At 26.6% G+C, this 18,394-nt stretch carries 20 protein-coding genes; 17 read left to right on the top strand and 3 right to left on the bottom strand.

Going from position 1 to position 18,394, the window contains the following annotated elements:
• Positions 1-42: 42 nt before the first annotated feature.
• The 9 genes from guaB (at position 43) to BS101_RS03045 (ending at position 9,572) form a co-directional block, all read left to right on the top strand.
• A complete protein-coding gene (gene guaB / locus BS101_RS03005) occupies positions 43-1,497 on the top strand; it encodes an IMP dehydrogenase (protein ID WP_073537466.1) in 1,455 nt (484 codons plus the stop codon).
• A gap of 152 nt (positions 1,498-1,649) precedes the next feature.
• Positions 1,650-3,182 carry a glutamine-hydrolyzing GMP synthase gene (guaA, locus tag BS101_RS03010; protein WP_073537467.1) on the top strand — a complete coding sequence of 511 codons (1,533 nt, stop codon included), beginning with the start codon at positions 1,650-1,652 and terminating at the stop codon, positions 3,180-3,182.
• 127 nt (positions 3,183-3,309) lie between these two features.
• Positions 3,310-4,278, top strand: a complete 969-nt coding sequence (locus BS101_RS03015; RefSeq protein WP_073537468.1) for a tyrosine-type recombinase/integrase — start codon at positions 3,310-3,312, stop codon at positions 4,276-4,278.
• Between the two features lie 5 nt (positions 4,279-4,283).
• Entirely contained in the window at positions 4,284-4,850 is a 567-nt protein-coding gene (locus BS101_RS03020) for a hypothetical protein (protein WP_242951380.1), read from the top strand.
• A 557-nt stretch (positions 4,851-5,407) separates the two neighbouring features.
• Entirely contained in the window at positions 5,408-5,638 is a 231-nt protein-coding gene (locus BS101_RS03025) for a type II toxin-antitoxin system MqsA family antitoxin (RefSeq protein ID WP_073537470.1), read from the top strand.
• A gap of 46 nt (positions 5,639-5,684) precedes the next feature.
• Complete coding sequence (locus BS101_RS03030) at positions 5,685-6,047, top strand: cyclic-phosphate processing receiver domain-containing protein (protein ID WP_073537471.1); 363 nt, start codon at positions 5,685-5,687, stop codon at positions 6,045-6,047.
• Positions 6,048-6,184: 137 nt separating this feature from the next.
• Complete coding sequence (locus tag BS101_RS03035; protein ID WP_073537472.1) at positions 6,185-7,186, top strand: DUF6483 family protein; 1,002 nt, start codon at positions 6,185-6,187, stop codon at positions 7,184-7,186.
• Positions 7,173-7,634 carry a hypothetical protein gene (locus BS101_RS03040; RefSeq protein ID WP_242951381.1) on the top strand — a complete coding sequence of 154 codons (462 nt, stop codon included), beginning with the start codon at positions 7,173-7,175 and terminating at the stop codon, positions 7,632-7,634. The genes BS101_RS03035 and BS101_RS03040 overlap by 14 nt, the downstream gene beginning before the upstream one ends.
• A gap of 357 nt (positions 7,635-7,991) precedes the next feature.
• Positions 7,992-9,572 (top strand): hypothetical protein, encoded by a 1,581-nt coding sequence (locus BS101_RS03045; RefSeq protein ID WP_073537473.1) that lies wholly within the window; start codon positions 7,992-7,994, stop codon positions 9,570-9,572.
• 42 nt (positions 9,573-9,614) lie between these two features.
• Here BS101_RS03045 and BS101_RS03050 read toward each other — a convergent pair whose 3' ends face one another.
• Positions 9,615-9,848, bottom strand: a complete 234-nt coding sequence (locus tag BS101_RS03050) for an alkaline phosphatase (RefSeq protein WP_073537474.1) — start codon at positions 9,846-9,848, stop codon at positions 9,615-9,617.
• 181 nt (positions 9,849-10,029) lie between these two features.
• Here BS101_RS03050 and BS101_RS22575 point away from each other — a divergent pair, with 181 nt between their 5' ends.
• Both BS101_RS22575 and BS101_RS03055 read left to right on the top strand, forming a co-directional pair.
• On the top strand, positions 10,030-10,206 hold the full coding sequence (locus BS101_RS22575; protein ID WP_156875994.1) for a hypothetical protein: 177 nt from the start codon (positions 10,030-10,032) through the stop codon (positions 10,204-10,206).
• Between the two features lie 46 nt (positions 10,207-10,252).
• Positions 10,253-10,555, top strand: coding sequence for a hypothetical protein (locus BS101_RS03055; RefSeq protein ID WP_073537475.1), 303 nt, complete (start codon positions 10,253-10,255; stop codon positions 10,553-10,555).
• Positions 10,556-10,648: 93 nt separating this feature from the next.
• Here the strand turns inward: BS101_RS03055 and BS101_RS03060 are convergent, their stop codons facing one another.
• A complete protein-coding gene (locus tag BS101_RS03060) occupies positions 10,649-11,659 on the bottom strand; it encodes a helix-turn-helix domain-containing protein (protein ID WP_073537476.1) in 1,011 nt (336 codons plus the stop codon).
• 466 nt (positions 11,660-12,125) lie between these two features.
• On the opposite strand from BS101_RS03060, the gene BS101_RS03065 reads away from it, so the two are divergent.
• The 6 genes from BS101_RS03065 (at position 12,126) to BS101_RS03090 (ending at position 17,756) form a co-directional block, all read left to right on the top strand.
• Positions 12,126-12,455, top strand: coding sequence for a hypothetical protein (locus BS101_RS03065; protein ID WP_073537477.1), 330 nt, complete (start codon positions 12,126-12,128; stop codon positions 12,453-12,455).
• Between the two features lie 63 nt (positions 12,456-12,518).
• A complete protein-coding gene (locus tag BS101_RS03070) occupies positions 12,519-13,178 on the top strand; it encodes a hypothetical protein (RefSeq protein WP_073537478.1) in 660 nt (219 codons plus the stop codon).
• A 3-nt stretch (positions 13,179-13,181) separates the two neighbouring features.
• Positions 13,182-13,985, top strand: a complete 804-nt coding sequence (locus BS101_RS03075) for a type II toxin-antitoxin system HicA family toxin (RefSeq protein ID WP_073537479.1) — start codon at positions 13,182-13,184, stop codon at positions 13,983-13,985.
• A gap of 74 nt (positions 13,986-14,059) precedes the next feature.
• Positions 14,060-14,989 (top strand): ParM/StbA family protein, encoded by a 930-nt coding sequence (locus BS101_RS03080; RefSeq protein WP_242951382.1) that lies wholly within the window; start codon positions 14,060-14,062, stop codon positions 14,987-14,989.
• Entirely contained in the window at positions 14,989-15,477 is a 489-nt protein-coding gene (locus tag BS101_RS03085; RefSeq protein ID WP_073537480.1) for a hypothetical protein, read from the top strand. Before BS101_RS03080 ends, BS101_RS03085 begins: the two co-directional genes overlap by 1 nt.
• 104 nt (positions 15,478-15,581) lie before the next feature.
• The gene (locus BS101_RS03090; RefSeq protein ID WP_073537481.1) at positions 15,582-17,756 is read left to right on the top strand and encodes a hypothetical protein; all 2,175 of its coding nucleotides are present in this window, start codon (positions 15,582-15,584) and stop codon (positions 17,754-17,756) included.
• A 169-nt stretch (positions 17,757-17,925) separates the two neighbouring features.
• Here BS101_RS03090 and lepB read toward each other — a convergent pair whose 3' ends face one another.
• The gene (lepB, locus tag BS101_RS03095) at positions 17,926-18,171 is read right to left on the bottom strand and encodes a signal peptidase I (protein WP_073537482.1); all 246 of its coding nucleotides are present in this window, start codon (positions 18,169-18,171) and stop codon (positions 17,926-17,928) included.
• Positions 18,172-18,394 lie beyond the last annotated feature (223 nt).

The following is an 18,394-nucleotide window of genomic DNA, read 5'->3' on the forward strand; positions in this document are numbered from 1 at the left end:
AAGAATATTTTATAAAATAATTTAGAATTGGAGTGATTTTAAGTGGCAAAGATTTTAAAAGAAGCATATACTTTTGACGATGTGCTTTTAGTACCAAATAAATCTGAAGTTTTACCTGGAGAAGTTCTATTAAATACTAACTTAACTAAAAATATAAAATTAAATATACCTCTTATCAGTGCTAGTATGGACACGGTTACGGATTCAAAAATGGCTATTGCTATGGCAAGAGAAGGAGGCCTTGGAATAATACATAAAAATATGTCTATAGAACACCAGGCCATGGAAGTGGACAAAGTAAAAAGACAGGAAAATGGTGTAATTACAGATCCATTTTATCTTTCACCGGATAATAGTATAAATGACGCATTAGCACTTATGAGCAAATATAGAATATCGGGTATTCCAATTACCGTAAATTATAAATTGGTAGGTATAATTACAAACAGAGATATAATCTTTGAAACAGATTATGATAGAAAGATATCAGAAGTTATGACCAGTAAAAATCTTATAACAGCTCCGGAAAACACTACTATTGAAGAAGCAAAGGAAATACTGAAGACTCATAAAATAGAAAAACTTCCACTAGTAGATGGTAACAATAATTTAAGAGGGCTTATAACTATAAAGGATATAGAAAAAGTAAAAAAATTTCCTAATGGAGCAAAGGATGTAAAAGGAAGACTTTTATGCGGTGCTGCGGTAGGAGTAACTAAGGATATGATGGACAGAGTAAATGCTTTAGTTAAAGTGGGGGTAGATGTAATAACCGTAGATACATCCCATGGACATTCACAGGGAGTATTGGATGCAGTTAAAATTATAAAAGAAAAATATCCTGATATACAAATTATTGCAGGAAATGTTGCAACTGCAGAAGCTACCAGAGATCTAATTGAAGCGGGTGCAGATGCAGTTAAAGTAGGAATAGGACCTGGTTCTATATGTACTACGAGAATAATATCAGGAGTAGGAGTACCACAGCTTACTGCAGTAATGGATTGTGTAGAAGAAGCTGATAAATATGGCGTTCCAATTATTGCAGATGGAGGAATAAAATATTCAGGAGATATAGTAAAAGCATTGGCAGCAGGAGCAAAGGTAGTTATGATGGGATCTATGTTTGCAGGTTGTGAGGAAGCTCCTGGTGAGACGGAAATATATAAAGGAAGAAGTTATAAAGTGTATAGAGGAATGGGATCCCTGGCTGCCATGGCTTGTGGAAGTAAAGATAGGTATTTTCAGGAGGGAAATAAAAAACTGGTTCCAGAAGGTGTTGAAGGAAGGGTACCTTATAAAGGACCTTTAGCAGATACTATATTTCAGCTTTTGGGAGGAATACGTTCAGGTATGGGATTATTAGGTGCACCTACTCTAAAAGACTTATATGAAAAAGCTACTTTTGTAGTTCAGTCTTCTGCAGGGCTAAGAGAAAGTCATCCTCATGATATATCTATGACTAGGGAAGCTCCTAATTATAGTATTGCACAGTGATAATATTGTATAATTAAATAAAGAACTATCTTTTAGTATTTATGACTTTTAATAGTTTATAATATAGGAATAAACTATAATTGATCTTCACAAAATATAAGGATGGATCTAAATAAAAGCAGTTAAGTAAATTTTACATTGGGAGGACACTAATGGAAAGAGAATTAGTTATTGTAGTTGATTTTGGAGGGCAATATAATCAACTTATAGCAAGAAGAGTGAGAGAAAATAATGTATACTGTGAAATAGTCCCTTATACCTATTCTGTAGATAAAATAAAAGAAAAAAACCCCAGAGGAATAATATTTACAGGAGGACCTAATAGTGTATATGATGATAATGCTCCTAAAATAAGTGAAGATATATTTGAAATAGGTGTACCGGTTTTAGGTATATGTTATGGTCATCAACTTATATGTACTACACTAGGGGGGAAAGTTGAAAGTGCACAAGTAAGGGAATATGGAAAAACAGATGTGGTTCTCAATAATAGCAGTGGTTTATTTTCTGGCATAGATAAAAATGAGAGTTGTTGGATGAGTCATACGGATTTTGTATCATATCCTCCAGAAGGATTTAAAATAATAGGAAAATCAGGAGAAAGCCCTGTAGCTGCTGTAGAGAATATTGATAAAAAAATATATGGAGTTCAGTTTCATCCAGAAGTTGAACATACCCCTTTTGGTAAAAAGATGCTTTCTAATTTTTTATTTGATATATGTAATTTAAAAGGAGATTGGTCTATGTCTTCTTTTGTGGATGAAAAGATAAAATCAATAAAAGAAGAAGTTGGAGATAAAAAGGTAATATGTGCCATGTCCGGTGGAGTAGATTCTTCAGTGGCAGCAATGATTGTACATAAGGCTGTAGGAAAGCAGCTTACCTGTATATTTGTAGATCATGGTCTTTTAAGAAAAGATGAAGGAGATCAGGTTGAAGATATATTTAAAAAACAGTTTAATATGAATTTTATAAGAGTAAATGCAGAGAAAAGATTCTTACAAAAGTTAAAAGATATATCAGATCCTGAAAAGAAGAGAAAAATAATAGGAGAAGAATTTATAAGAGTATTTGAAGAAGAGGCTAAAAAGTTAGGAGAAATAGCTTTTCTGGTTCAAGGAACCATATATCCTGATGTGGTAGAAAGTGGGCTTGGAACATCTGCTACTATAAAAAGTCATCATAATGTAGGCGGATTACCTGAAGATATGGATTTTAAACTTATAGAGCCTCTAAGGGAACTATTTAAAGATGAGGTCAGGGCAGTAGGTAAAGAACTTGGTATACCTCATAAATTAGTGTGGAGACAACCGTTTCCGGGACCGGGACTTGCTATAAGAGTTTTAGGAGATGTTACAGAGGAAAAGCTTCAAATAACTAGAGATGCAGATGCAATATTTAGAGAAGAAATAGCAAATGCTGATTTAGATGAGACTATATGGCAGTATTTTGCCTGTCTTCCAAACATACGCTCTGTAGGAGTAATGGGGGATGAGAGAACTTATTGCTATACTATTGCATTAAGGGCTGTCATATCCACAGATGCAATGACTTGTGACTGGGCTAGGGTACCTTATGAGGTTTTAGACAAAGTTTCAAGAAGAATAGTTAACGAAGTTAAAGGAGTTAATAGGATTGTTTACGATGTAACTTCAAAACCTCCTTCAACTATAGAGTGGGAGTGACACGGAATGGCTTAAACCCTAGATATATCAATAAAATAAGTTAATAAAAGTGTTTATGAAAAGTGTTGTTAAATTAGTTTTTCATAAGCGCTTTTTTGATGTTTTTTAATAAAAAATAAGGGTGGTCATGAAATTGAAAAAAGGTATATCAAAAGGAAAGCAATTATTCAAAAATGAAAGCCAAATTATTAAAAAAACATACCAAGAAGCATTTAAGGAATACATTGCTATTTCTAAGGTTAGAGGATTATCGGAAGATACAATAAAAACTTATTATTATCACAATAAATATTTTTGTGAATTTCTAGGAAAAAATAAAAATTGCGGTGGCTTAGATGTTAAAACAATAGAATCATACGTACTTTTTTTACAGGAAAAAGGTATGAAAGGGACTACCATTAATAGTTATTTACAGAACATATCGCCAGTTTTAAAGTATTGTATGAAAAAAGGATATATTTTTGAATATTTCAATATACCCTATGTTAAAGTACAACAAGAACATAAAGAAATTTTTACAGAAGATGAACTTAACACACTTTTACAACCTCCTAAAAGTAAAGATTTTGTAAGTATTAGAGTATATACTTGTGTTTGGTTATTAGCTAGTACGGGATTAAGAGCCAGTGAATTAAGGCACTTAAAAGTCAATAATTTAAATATGATAGATAGAATAATAACTTGTAATTATACTAAAAACAAAAAAGCTAGATATCTTCCAATAAGTAGTTCTCTTTATGAGGTTTTAGACAATTACTTAAATTTAAGAAAAGGTGATGGTGAGGATTACTTATTTCCGACTGTATATGGAGATATGTTAAGCCGAACTTCGTTGCAAAAAGGCATAGTTAAATATTGCCATCAAAGAGGGATTAAAAAAAGTGGAATTCACATATATAGACACACATTTATTACTCGTTCAGTTGAAAAGAATGTATCTCCACTTATACTAAAAAATATTACAGGTCACGCGACTTTCAAACAATTGAACAATTATTATAATTCAAGAATGTCAAGCATGGTTGAAGTTATAGATAATATTGCCCCTAAATTAAAGAGAAAAGAAAGTAATCTAAAGAAAAGGGGTAGAAGGTAATGTTAATGAGTGAACAATTAAAAGAAAAACTTAGAAACGAATTTATGCCCCTAAAAAATATAAAAGTTTTTAGTAATGCATTTCCAGTAAATATAAAAATAGCTTTCTTAAAGTCATTGCCTAAAGGTATTATGGGAGCTTGTGGTCTAATTTTGGATTTTTTTGAAGGCAGAGTTAATACTGATATAACCCAAAATAATTATATGATTGTATATGCATCACAGAAGGAGATAGCAGACGAATTTAGATTTACTAGAGAATATATATCACATTGTATTAATCGTATGGTAGAAAGCCCTCTATGCCCGTTTATAAAAATTAGACAAGGGTTGAATAAAGCTAATTACTATATTATGGCAAAGAAAAAGGAATTAGTGGATTTATTAAAACAAATATATAAAGCACAGCAAGAAGAAGCCAAAATTAAAAATGCAGAAAAGCAGGACAAGCAAAAGAAAGAATATAGAAAATATAGTAACGGAAAAACATCTACATTTAATAATTTTAAACAGCGAACATATGATTTTGATTTATTAGAAAAGCAATTATTAGGGTGGGAAGATATAGAATAAAAATATAAAAAGTTAAAGAGATTATATAAGTTGCACCCAATATAATCTCACCATAAACAAAATAATATATATTATTAAATTAATTATACCACTAATTTTTAAAGATTTCATCAAAAATTTTTAAAAACTTAGGTTTATTAAAGTCAACCTTTTTTAAAGGAAAATTTAAAAGGTCTTATTTGCTATTCATAAAAATATGCATATCTTATAAAGCTTGAAATAACAATTCTTAAATAATAGCAACTCTAAAATATAATACTTATCTTTATACCTCAAATTACCAATTCTATTATTAAAATTCTCAAAATTGACCGTATTTATTTTTGGATGTGAACTGTAGTTTTCAGTTATATGATTTATAGTTTACAACCAGATGTGGGTATCAAATTAAATTAAAATGTGGATACCAGATTACGGAAATATATATATACTATTTATATCTATTCTTTAAATAGTAATTACTAATAGCAGGCGATATATATTTGGATGATAATAACATATTATTTAGATAAATATTAATGGTATAATTGCTTAAGAACCATAAGGAAGTGATTAAGATGAATTGCATTTTATGTAAAGGTGATTTGATACAGGGTAATGTTAATCATATTGTTGATTTGGATGGACACATTATCATAATTAAAGGTGTTCCAGCAAATGTTTGTAAGCAATGTGGGGAATATTTTCTTAAAAATGATATTGCATTAAAAGTGGAAAAAATAGTAGAAGAAGCTAAAAAGAATAAAGTTGAGATATTGGTACTCAATTATTCTGAAGGAGCTGCTTAAAGAGATGCTCAATATTATATTATTAAAAAAGGATTGAAATAAAAATATGAAAGAAAAAATAAACCTCTATTTAGATGACCTACGAGATGTTCCAGAAGGTTTTATATTAGCAAGAACAGTAGAAGAAGCGATATATTACTTAGAAAACTATAAAGTTGAAATTCTTTCTCTAGATCATGATTTAGGAGAAGATGAAAAAGGTAATTTATTACCAACAGGGTATGATTTAGTTAAGTATATGTGTAAAAATGGATTAAGAGCTGATAAAATATATATACATACTTATAATCCTATTGGTAGAGACAACATGTGGCAAACATTAATAGGAGCACAGAGAAGAGGGTTCATAGATATAGATATTGAGATATATAATCGTCCAGTAGTGCCAAATAAATATACTGAAAGGTAAATAAAGATATATGAGTAGATAATGTTATAATTTACTTAGAAGTTAATTAGGAATCTAATAATAATGACTAATAATGTAATAATGCCATCTTAGAATTAATTATATTTGAAATAGTGATTTGTAGGGGGATTTTTAACATGACTAAGATTCATACGAGGAATTTAGAAATTATGCGAAAAATTAAAGAAGGGGTAGGTCTTGAAGAATTAGCTAAAGAATATAAGATATCTTTTTCAACAATTACTTCAACAATTGAGAGGTATAAAGAATTTGAATCTTATTCTAATGAAATGGAGAATTTAAAAGCAAAGAATAGAATAAATCAAGAAACAGAATTATATGATTTGTGTAAATTATTAAAATTTCATACACATAGTATTAAAGCTTTAGTTCATAAAAATATTAGAAGTATTGATAAGCTTCTATCATTAAATGAAGAAGAGTTTTATCTAATAAAAAACCTTGGAGAAGTAAGTCAAAAATATATAAAAGAATGTATAAGTGAATATAAAGAAAAAATGAAACAACATCCTAATACGAATGATAATGCTAATAAAAATGAAGTAATAGAAGAAGTTAATATTGAAGGATCTGAACTTCAAAGATCTATAAATGAGCAAGTAAGGGGCATGAAAGTGAATAGAGAATATATTTATAAACTTATTGAAGATGTACATAATGGGAAAAATAATTTAGAATTTTTGCAAAAAGAAATAAGTAAAGAATTTGAGAGAATAGAAAATGTAAACAAAGAGCTGCTGCAAACCTTAATAAATTTATATATGGCTAGAGTTATGCCCTGGGCAGATAACGCAAGAAGATATAAAGTTGATATGGAATGTGAATTACAATGGATTTTAGATAAATACAATAACAATGATGATGGAACTATTTCACAAGATGGATTATTGGAAATCATGGTGAAAAGAGATATACATGATCATAAACTTAGAGAAGCTGAGAGTAAACTAATTGGAGCAATACATTCACGTAAATCAAAAAGAAGTTATGAGATAGCATTATTCTTTTATAATGATATTGATAAATGGGATGAAGATAAACTTGCTAAGTGTAACTTTTCAAAACAAAAAATAAAAGAAGGATTAAAATTTGTAAAAGAGTTATATGAGCAGGGCTAATTTATTTGCTTGTAAATATTTAGGAATAAAAGAAATACCTTATGAAAGAATTGAGTTTAAAGATAAAAATGAAGAATTAGAAAGATTATTATTAGAAAACTTTTATAGGGAAAAAACATTTGTACAAAAAATGAAAGAAGCTGAAATATGGGAAGATATAGTCAAAGTTAAAGCCGAAAAGAGAATGAAGGCAGGAATTAAACAAAGCAACCCTACGGACAATTGTCCTGAGGGTATATCTAAAGGAAAAGGAGAAACTAGAAATATAGTAGCTCCCAAAATAGGAATTAGTGGAAGAACATACACTAGAGCTAAATCAGCATTTAAAGAGATAAAGAGATTAGAAAATGAAGGAAAAGAACAAGATGCTAAATTCTTAACAGCTATATTAAATGAAAGTGTTAGAGGGGCTAAAGATATTTCCGTTATCCTTCTCAGGGATATCTGATTTTAAATTTTAACTACCAATTTTATAACTTCATAGAGCCATTTTAAGGGCATTAGAAATGAGAGGTATGTAAAATTGTACCTCTTTATTTTTTTGGTGCCTTAAATTGTGTTTTTTGAAAAATAGATACTCTGGAAATGTTGGTATAACTATGTTTTTAAAATAAGAAAATTGGGATATATATCTTTTTTAAAAATTTATATTATTTATGTTATTTCAGGTATTTTTTGTATTATTAATGTATATTCTATAATGCATGTGGAAAAATATATATAATTAATCCAAGAATTTTATATAGAGGTGAATATTATACAACATTTACATGTAAATTTTACAAATATATTTAGTTATAGTAAAATGAATAAATCATTTGAAAAAATAAGGTCTTCAAATATTCTTAAATATGAATATAAAAGTCATGATTTGAAACAAAATTTTGATATATCTGTTTTAAATCATATAAAAAATCTAGAAGATAAAATATTTAATAATTATACAGGTATATCTGAAGAAATTATAAACTTATTACCAACAATTTATTTAACACAAATATCAGACATAGATAAGAAATTTGAAAAAATAATAACTGAGTTTGATAAATTGAATGAAAATGGGAAAAAACAAATTTTTAGTTATATTTATTGGAAATATAAAAATGAAAAAAGTAATGAAAAGGTAGATGTGTTAAAAATAAAAAGAGTAATAGGATTTAAAGGTGCAAAAGAAAACTATATAGAGCCAGTGGGGGTAAAAGTAAAGTGTCTTAAATGTAATGGAAAAGCATTCATATATTTTTATAATTATGATTTAAATTGTACTAAATATAAATGTATTGATTGTAATCACGAGGAAGAAAGAGAAATTAATATGCATGATAAATTTGATAATTTATTAAAATGTTCTTGTAGTGATTGTTTAAATGTAAAAAAAGAGTTGTTTTATGTCATAAAAGATAATTTGAAAAATGTAATTACTGAAATAAATTCTCAATTGTTAAATAAATATTTTGAAATAAATGATACAGAAATTCCGTCACAATTTATTATGGAAAAAGATTTTAAATTATATAGAAGTAATCTAACCAAAGATGAAAGAGAAGTTTTATCATTCTCACCAAAGTGTAAAAAAGAATTATATATGATAATTAAAGATATTGAGGAGAGAGATTCTAATTATAATAATAAACGTAATAATGTTTTCGAAAATCTCATACTTCATAGAGTAATATATAGTATAAGGAAGAAAAAAGGTAAAGATGAAATTAAGGACTTATTATTTAAAAGGGCTATTGATGAAATATTAGAAATACAAAATTTCAACCGATATAGCATAATGGCTATGAATGAAAAGATAGAATGTTTAAATAAATTATATAATTATTTAGATGATATAACATTTGATGAGTTTTTTGATGGAAAGTTTTTTAAAATAAAATATAATGATCATATAATTTTTAAATTTGAAAAATTCAGGATCAAATATAGTAATGATTTATATTTAGATTTAAGTAATGAATATTTTACATATGATATAATATTCAATGATTGTTACATGAAAAAAGAAAAACGAACTAATATACCATCTAATACAGAATTATTAAAAAAGGGATTAATAAAAAATATATTTAAGTCAAGCGCTGAAATAAATAAATATATATATTTGAAAGATGAATACACTGATTGTATAATAGTACCTAATTATAATTTTTCAAAGATATTTAATGTATATTCGTTAGAACATTTTTTGAATGATAATGAACTTAATTATTTAAAAACTTGTGAATTAGATTTTGTAATATGTAATAAAGAAGGAATACCTTTTAGAGTAGAAGAAGTTCAAAAAGGTGATCATCATAATGATAATGAATGGATATGGAAAGACAATGTAAAAAAACGAGCATTACAAATATTGGGAATAGAATTTGAAGAGATATTTTAAGTATATATTTATTTATACAATCTAAACGGATAGGTAAAGGATTTATTCCTCTACCTTTTCTTCATCTATAAAGTTAATAACATCTGTTAAAGCAATATTGTTATCTAATGTTTTAAATGTTTTAACTATTTTATTTAGATCATCAATATTTATTCTTTGAATGTTTTCCTTATAATATAAACCAATCGTTGTTGGTCTAATTTTTGCAGTGTCAGCAAGCCATTTTTGACTTTTCTTAAATCTACCTAATAAATCAGATACATAAATTCTAATCATAATATCTCTCCTCTAGTTATTCAATACTATTTTATAAGATATATAATACCTTGTATCTATAAAAAAGTCAAGTTAAAGTTATGAAATCCCCTTAAAAGTTATTGACATATAACCTTTATAGTGATATTATATACTTAATAAGTATAATATAACCTATGAAAGTAAAGTCCGGGAGGGAAATATGAATAATATTTTAAAAGTAAAGCAAGAGCAATTAGGAGATCGATTAGGTAAAATAGTACCTTGGGACTATAAACCACTACCAGGTGAGTATGTATTTACTGCTTACATTTTGGACAATATACCTATAAGAATATGCAGCGAATTAACGCATGAAGAATTTAAAAAAATATGTTAAATGGGTTTCCTTTTTTTAAAGGGGAAAACTAATAGGAGGGATAAATATGTTAAAAAATTTAGTGTTTGCAGCGTTAGATAATTTTGATAAGGAATGTTTATTTGTAAAAGGAACCCTGGGGGATTTCGTTATTGAGGATTTTACTGTATGTGTAGATAAAAATTTTGTAATTGTAAAAGGTTTTGAATGGGATAAATGCGACGAGGAAAGAACTGGATACATAAAGAAATTAAAAATTGATTCCAGTGAGTTAACGGATTTTGAAGAGTTAAGTTCGCCTGGAAGTGATTTTATTGCATTAGGAATAAATGATGGAATGGATTTTATAGAGATGTCTAATTGCTATTAAATGGTACATAGAATAGTAATTAAAATTGAAATAGTTACTTTAATAAAAATAATGTCTATAGGTTTATTTTTTAAAAACGTATAGACATTATTATTAAAGAATAAAGTCATCTTCAGTGGGTTGTTTATATTTTGCTATTAATTTTTGAACCTCATCAATAAATACTTTTTTTCGTTCATTAGATATATCTTTTAATTCAGAAAAATCTAGTTTCAATATACCATACATCAAATTTTTATTTAAATTTAATGATCTATAAAAGGCCTTAAGAACAGCTAGACCATATACAGGATTTATATCTCTTAAAGCAGAGAAATCTCCTGCTATATCATAAATATATTTACTACATTCACTATCTTCTTCTGAAATTATAGTACTTAAATCTATATTTCCATTTTTGGCTTTCTTTATTTTTTGATTTCTTTCCTCTAGTGTATAAAATTTAAAATCTAATAATTTTTTATCTGCTTTAATATTAGCATCAAATGGATTCATACCTTCAAGTTTGTAGATACTATATAAAATTCCTTCCATGTTAATTTTATTAATTGTTTTAATTTTTTTATTTAATATCTGGTCAATATAATCTTCAGCAAGGTTAAACTTTATTGCAGTTTGAGTTTGACCATCTTCATCCATTTTTACCCATACTACATTATCTTTTAATTTATTTAGAACACTTTCTTCTAAATCTTCATTTTGGTTGATTCTTAGAACTAAATCTTTAGGAGATATGTTTAAATTATTTAATTTAGTTTGCAAATAATTTATTATTTCGAGGGATATTGGAAATAATCTAAATTGATATTCTAAATTAAGTATCCATTCTCTTTTACGGATATCTTTTTCTGTGAACTTAATGTTTTTATCAAATTTTTCAAATATATAATCAGATAAATCTTTTTCAGGTAAATCAATTATTCTTTTAAAAATTGCATAAAGTATGCTTATATCCATAGTAGAAATAGTTCCATTTTCAATTTGACTTATATAACTCGCACTCTTATGTATATCTTTTGCTAAAATATCTCCTCTAAGACCTCTTTTTTTACGTTCTTCTTTTATAGCATTTCGCAATGTATCATCAACATGAACTACTGGCAATGAAATCACCTCCTTAATATCAATATAACACTTATATTATTAGTATAATAAGATAATTATTATTTGTCAAATAAAAATTATAGAATAAATATATATATTAATAATTAATTATAATTTTTATATAATAAACTATAATTAAGAAAGTAAACTATAATTTTTTATAAAATTACACAACTATGTATTGACGATATAATTAATCATGATATAATAGAATTACGCCAAAGAAATGCAAGAAAGTTATAAATTATGAAAGGAGATGATAGGGATAAACACAAAAAATAGAAAAAGGCATAGCAGAAGAACTAAACCTTAATCAAAAATATGTAGTTTCAAATGTAGAATATAAGTGTGCGAAACTTAAATTCTACTGAATAAAAATTTAAACTTAACTATAGTATACACAATTAACTGGATTTTAACCATAAAATTTTAAAAATTATTAAGGGAATTTAAGGAGGAATAATACATGGACAAGTACAGAGAAGAGCAATTAAGGTTAACGAAAATGCAGGATGATGACTGGGTGAAGACAATTACTGAACTAAAAACATTGGGATCTAATGCTAAGGGTAAAGGATATTGTGTTTTTTATAAGGAAAACAATCAGGGGGAGCAAAAAGAATATTCTTTTAATGCAGTGCAATATGTAGAAGAAACTAAAAATTTTATATTTACTAAATTTAATAGAGATAGAGATAGTGTGGATTCTAGAGTGGTATTAATTGACGTTGAAATCGAGAAATATACTACAGATGGAGATGATTCGGATTATGAGTTTGTATTTTCTTATAGTTAAAAAATAACATATCTATTGGAGGGGATATTCTCCTCCAATTATAAAAAATAGGGAGAATAAATTATGGATGAAAGATTAGAAAGTACTATTAATAAAATTGGGCAACAAATAAGGAATGCAAATGATTTAAGTTGTGAAAGTATTAATGAAATAGGTAAAACAATATTAGATTGGCAAGATGAATTTGCAGATTCTGATGTTGGAACATTTGATTTTTTAAACGAGGAAACAATTTTTGATAATGCGATAGAACTTGATAATAAGATTATTTTTACATTACAAGATGGTAGTAGATGGAGATATTTAAGAAATCAATATCAATGTATACTTCATCCTTTTAGTAATATGTTTGATGAAGGTTTAAATATATTTCAATGTTTAGATGAAGAAAATCTTTTTAAATGTGGAGATTGTAATGCATTTTTAAGACAAAGAGAGGATATTACTAAAAACTATTATGCAGTAGATGGAGGTTTTATATTATTTCCTATAGGGTGGAAAGATAATGGAATTATTGCATGGTGTAAAAAAAGAGAGATAAAAGAGCAGGAGTATGAAGAGCAAAGGTATGAAAATTATTTAGGAAGAAGACAAGATTATTTAAATTCTATATACAAAGATTGTTCAACTTGTATTCATATGAAACATAGTGAATGTGAATATACTTATCCAGAATATGATAATGAAACTGGTGAATGTGAAAATTGGGAAATGGAGGAATAAATAATGAACAGAGAAGAAATGGAGTTAATGATAATGAATGCTTTTAAAATACAAGAAAGAATAGTGGAAGATTTCATGATGACGGATGTGAATGATGAATTAGTTAAATTAGCAGACAGTAAAGCAAATGAAAGATATGAAAAGATAAAAGATATATCTAATAAGATGAAAAATAGGTTATTAAAAGTTAATAATTTACATGATTTTTCGAATTTTTTTAATGATTATGTTAAATATCAAAATAATTTTGTTAATTTAGTAGATAAATACATGGATTATTTTCATAAAGAATATTTTGAAGCAGAAATTTTTGAAACAGAAATTTTAAAGGTAATTAAAGAGAAAGTTGTTCCAGAAACAGATAAATTAAATGCATTGATTATAATAGCACAACTTAGTAATATGAACAAATTCGCAAATATTTTGAAGTTTAGAATGAAAAAACTAACAGATAATATAGAATTTATATGTAAAGAATGTGTAAAACCAACTTTACATATTTACAGAGTATTGGTTGAAAATTTAATAAGAGATATACAAAAATTAGAAAAAGAAAGAATTGAATTATTAAAAACTCTTACACTGGATGCTAAAGTTGATATTTCTAAAGAATATAAAAAGGATATCTATAAAATATTTAACTATAAAGACATGAATAGGTTGCTAGAAATAAATGGATATGAAGAGGATAGGCAAACTGGTGATCATAAAATCTATAAAAGTAAAGATGGCAAAAAAAGTATTCCAGTACCTCAACGTTCTTTAGGGAAATCGCTGAGTTTTAAAATTCAAAAACAGATTGGTTAGTCATATAGCTTCCCTAATAATTTTTAAAAGGGAAGCTACAAGTTATCAATTAAAATATAGGGGGAATTAATATTATGGAAAATGTAAATGTAAAAAATGTAAAGGTAAAAGAGAATTTAAAAGAAGTTAAATTTTGTGCGGCTGATCCTGGAAATTGGAACACAAAATGGATTAATAATAGAGGAGTTAAAGGTGTTTGTAGCAGTAGAATCAGTACTGACTATGAAGCTTATGACGAGGGATTTCAAAGAATAGAGTATAATGACCAAACTATATATTTTGAAATTGGAGAAATACAAAAGGAACTAAATAAAGCAGAAAAAGGATATATAGTTCCTCAAATTTTATATGCATTATGTAAAGCAAATCCAAAGGAGCAAATTGTGGAAACTAATTTAACTTTATTATTACCCATAATTCAAATGCAAACAAAAACAAAGTTAATAAATAAATTTAAAAATCAAGAATTCACTTTTAAATATAATGGAGAAGATCGCATAATTTCCATTAAAGATGTTCTTATATTACCAGAAGGGTATTCGACATATTTTTCATTATCAAGTGAGGATAAGAAAGGTTCAATAGTTATAGTTGATATAGGTTCAAGAACTGTTAATTTAGCAGTGCTAATAAATGGGAAAATTGAAAAGCTTAATACTATAACATTAGGAAGTTATAATTTTTTTCAAAAAATAAAGAATATTGAGAATGCCAAAGGGCAAAATTTTGTTGAAGAAGACATAAAAAGATTGATTGATGAAGGGTTCATAAAGGTATATCAAAAGCAATACATAGAGTTTCTTAACAATATATTAGATAGTATTAAACCGTTAATTAATTTATCGACATATAAGGTAATCTTTACAGGTGGGACATCTCTAATGTTACAAGAGTATATAAATCAATTAAAATTACCCAAATTTAAGATTCATGAAGATGCCTTAAACTCAAATGTAATTGGTGCAATGGAAGCTTCAAAAATAACTTGGGGAGCAAGTGCATAATGATTTCTAAATCAAGTAAAAGAGTCCAACTTACATTTAATGCCAATAAGGAGCATGAGAAGATAATTATAGATTATCTCTCAGAATCCTTTAACGAGAATAATGAGATTAAAAGAATATTGTATGAGTATATAGTTAATCAAAGCAGCACTAAAAGAGGAAGAAAACCTAAAAGTAGCAGTAAAACAGTAACTAGTGGTAATTTAGGGTCAAAGTTGGTTAAAGGAACCAACGGTAAATCAAAGTCAATTAAAGATAATAAAGGTGATAAAAAGTTACTTACTATTAATAAAAGTAGGCAAAAGTTAATACAAGATAGTAATAGTGATGTAAATGAAATAAAAAATACTGAAAGTGATGATTTTACACTTGATATAAGTAATTTTGATGATGAGACAATAGAAGTAAATAAAAATGATAATAGTGATGCTGAAGCAGAGCTTATAAGGCAAAATGAATTAGAGGAATTAAGAAAGTTTAGGTCATAAGAATAGATGAGGGGAGTAATTTCCTCTTGTCTAATATGCAATTTTTACATATAAGATTCTGGAGGAAGTTTGCATACTAAGAGTATAAGGTGAGGGGGAGATTAATGAGGAAGATAAGTTTAATAAATGAATTAGAATATAAAAGAAAATATGATGAAATAATTGATGCTAATGGAAATGTATATTTAGATGAAAGTAACTATACATATTGGGAAACAAATTTAATAAAAACTATATACGAAACTGATGATTTAGTTTTATTGGATAGCGATAGTAACAATATAGCTAATAATATAACTAATGGATACATAAATCTATTTACTAAGAGGGGACTGGTTGCAACTGATTCACAAAAAGAATTTGCCAAAAAAACAGCTAAAATATTATTAGGAAAATTAAAAGATGTAAATACAATACCAGTCATACCAGCTCCATGTGGTTTTGGAAAATCCACGATTACCCAGGTATTTTTAGAAGAAATCTGTAAGGCATATAAAAATAATAAATATGAAGATGGATTAATTATAGTAACGGATAAAATCGAGCAGCTTTATGAATTACATAATAGCATAAAAGATTTAATGGGATATTATAAAATTGAAACAAAAGATAAAAAAGAATATAAAACGTCCTTTACATATATATTAGAAGGTTGGAAAGAAGATAGTTATGAGCGTGGAGTATGCTTAAATAAAGATATAAAGGTATATGAAATAGGAATGTGTAGTGAAGAAAATTGTCCTTATTTTGGAGAATGTAAAATATCAAAACAAAAATATCAACAAATCTATTCTCCTATACTATTGATTACAAATGCAAGATTACAAACATGTGGTGAAAGTGTAGATATGTATTCTACATATAAGGATAAAAATGGAGAAAAGAAAAGTAGAACATTGAGAATTAATGATGAGAAACCACCAATGAGAGATACATTTATGGTTAATATAAAAATACTTAATGAAATAAAAAATGAAATTTATAAAATAAGTGATAAGGACAAAAGAAGATTACTTATAGATAAATGGACAAATATATGTAATATTGTAGAAGCTAAATTTAAGGATTATGAAGTTTATGAAAGAATGTTAATAAGTAATGTAAATAATTCTCCTATCTTATTAAATGATATTGAATTCACTAGTTTATGGAAAGAATGTATAGGAAGTAAATTTAAAAATGAATTAAGACATATTCATACAGTATTAACTAAAGGCGGGTTATATTGTAATACTAAAAAAAATAGTATATTTATTAATACATTAGGCATGAAGAATTTAATAAGTGAGAATTTTAAAACTGTAATATTTGATGCTACTGCCTTAATAGATCAGGACTACTCCAATGAAGATATTATTAGATTTGTAGATATAGAAAATCCACGAACATTTGAAAATTTAACCTTTAATTTTTACATGAGTAACAAACTTAATAAAACTGAATTTAATAATAAGAATTATCTTATAAGTGCATGTTCTAAATTTTTGAATACAATTAGTAAGGAAAATACTTATATTGTTACTTATTCAGAAAAAGCAAAAATTATGTTAAGAGAAATCAAAAACAATCCTAATATAACAATTAACAAGAAATGTTTAAGTAAAGCTAATATAATAACCTTCGATGAGGATACATTATTTTATTTTGGAAATACAAAAGGGAGTAATAAAGCTAAAGATTGTACTCAAATGGTTCAGTTTGGATGGAATAACTTACCCGACTACGAATATATTACAAGATATTTATCCACTAATTATAATCAAGAATATTTAAATAAAATATTTGAAGATTGTGCTGATATAGATAAGGCCGAAGTATTAATTGATAAATTAACTAATAAGGATTCTGATGAGATGAGGTTGTATAAGAATTATAGTATGCTGACCGATTTTGTACAAGAGATATTTAGAACTAATTTAAGGCAATATGATTGTAATAACAATATAATTATCCACTGTTTTCAATGTAATGGAATATTAGTTGAAATGATTAAACAGATATTTCCTAGATGTACTGTTAATATGATAAGAGAAAAATTAGAATGTTTTAAAGAAAGTAAGATTGATAGTAGAGCAAACGGAGACAAGGCACAAATATTAAAAAATTTTATTATTAATGAATGGAAAATTGGTGAAATATTAAAAATTAAGAATATAGTTGAAAAAACTGGACTTAGTAGAGATGATGTAAATAACCTTAAGAGAAAAAATAATTATTTTATAAAATTATTCAATAAATATAGAACTGATAAAAATGGTACTTATAAAAAGGTTTCATAAAAAAATAGTACAATCTCTTATATATAATATATAAGGAAATGTACCAAAAAATTAAATAAGATAAACTCTGGTGTTCTGACTTTGCGTAGTTTACGGAGCAAAGACAGAACGCCAGAAAAGGTTTGGTACTTTCTAAAAGTACTATATAGAGGAAAATTTATATATTATCCTATCTAAAAATATTATTTATATCACAAAGCATTTTAGCTTTAATTCTACTTATAGGAATGCTACCCAAATATCTACTATCATAACTATTAGGTCTATTATCACCTAAAACAAAAACTTCATTGTCGGGTACTGTAAAAGAAGCAATATTACTATATGTTTGTATATCGGATGGTAAATATTTCTCACTTAATTCCTTTTTATTTATAATTTTGTTACTGTCCCACAGGAGGCCACTAACAAACAATTTAAACTTTCATAGAGCCATTTTAAGCCATGTTAAATTCTAAGGTATACAATTCCACTTATTCAAAAATTAGGTGCCTTAAATGCGATTTTTTTTAGAAATGGACTTTCTGAAGTGTTGATATTACTAGATTCTTAAAAATGAAAAAATTAGATATATATAGATTGATGAAACAAAAATTTAATTGATGTGTCGCAGGGAGATACACGTTATAAGGGGGAAT

It is taken from the genome of Clostridium kluyveri (genome assembly GCF_001902295.1).
GTDB classification, from domain to species: Bacteria; Bacillota; Clostridia; order Clostridiales; family Clostridiaceae; genus Clostridium_B; species Clostridium_B kluyveri_B.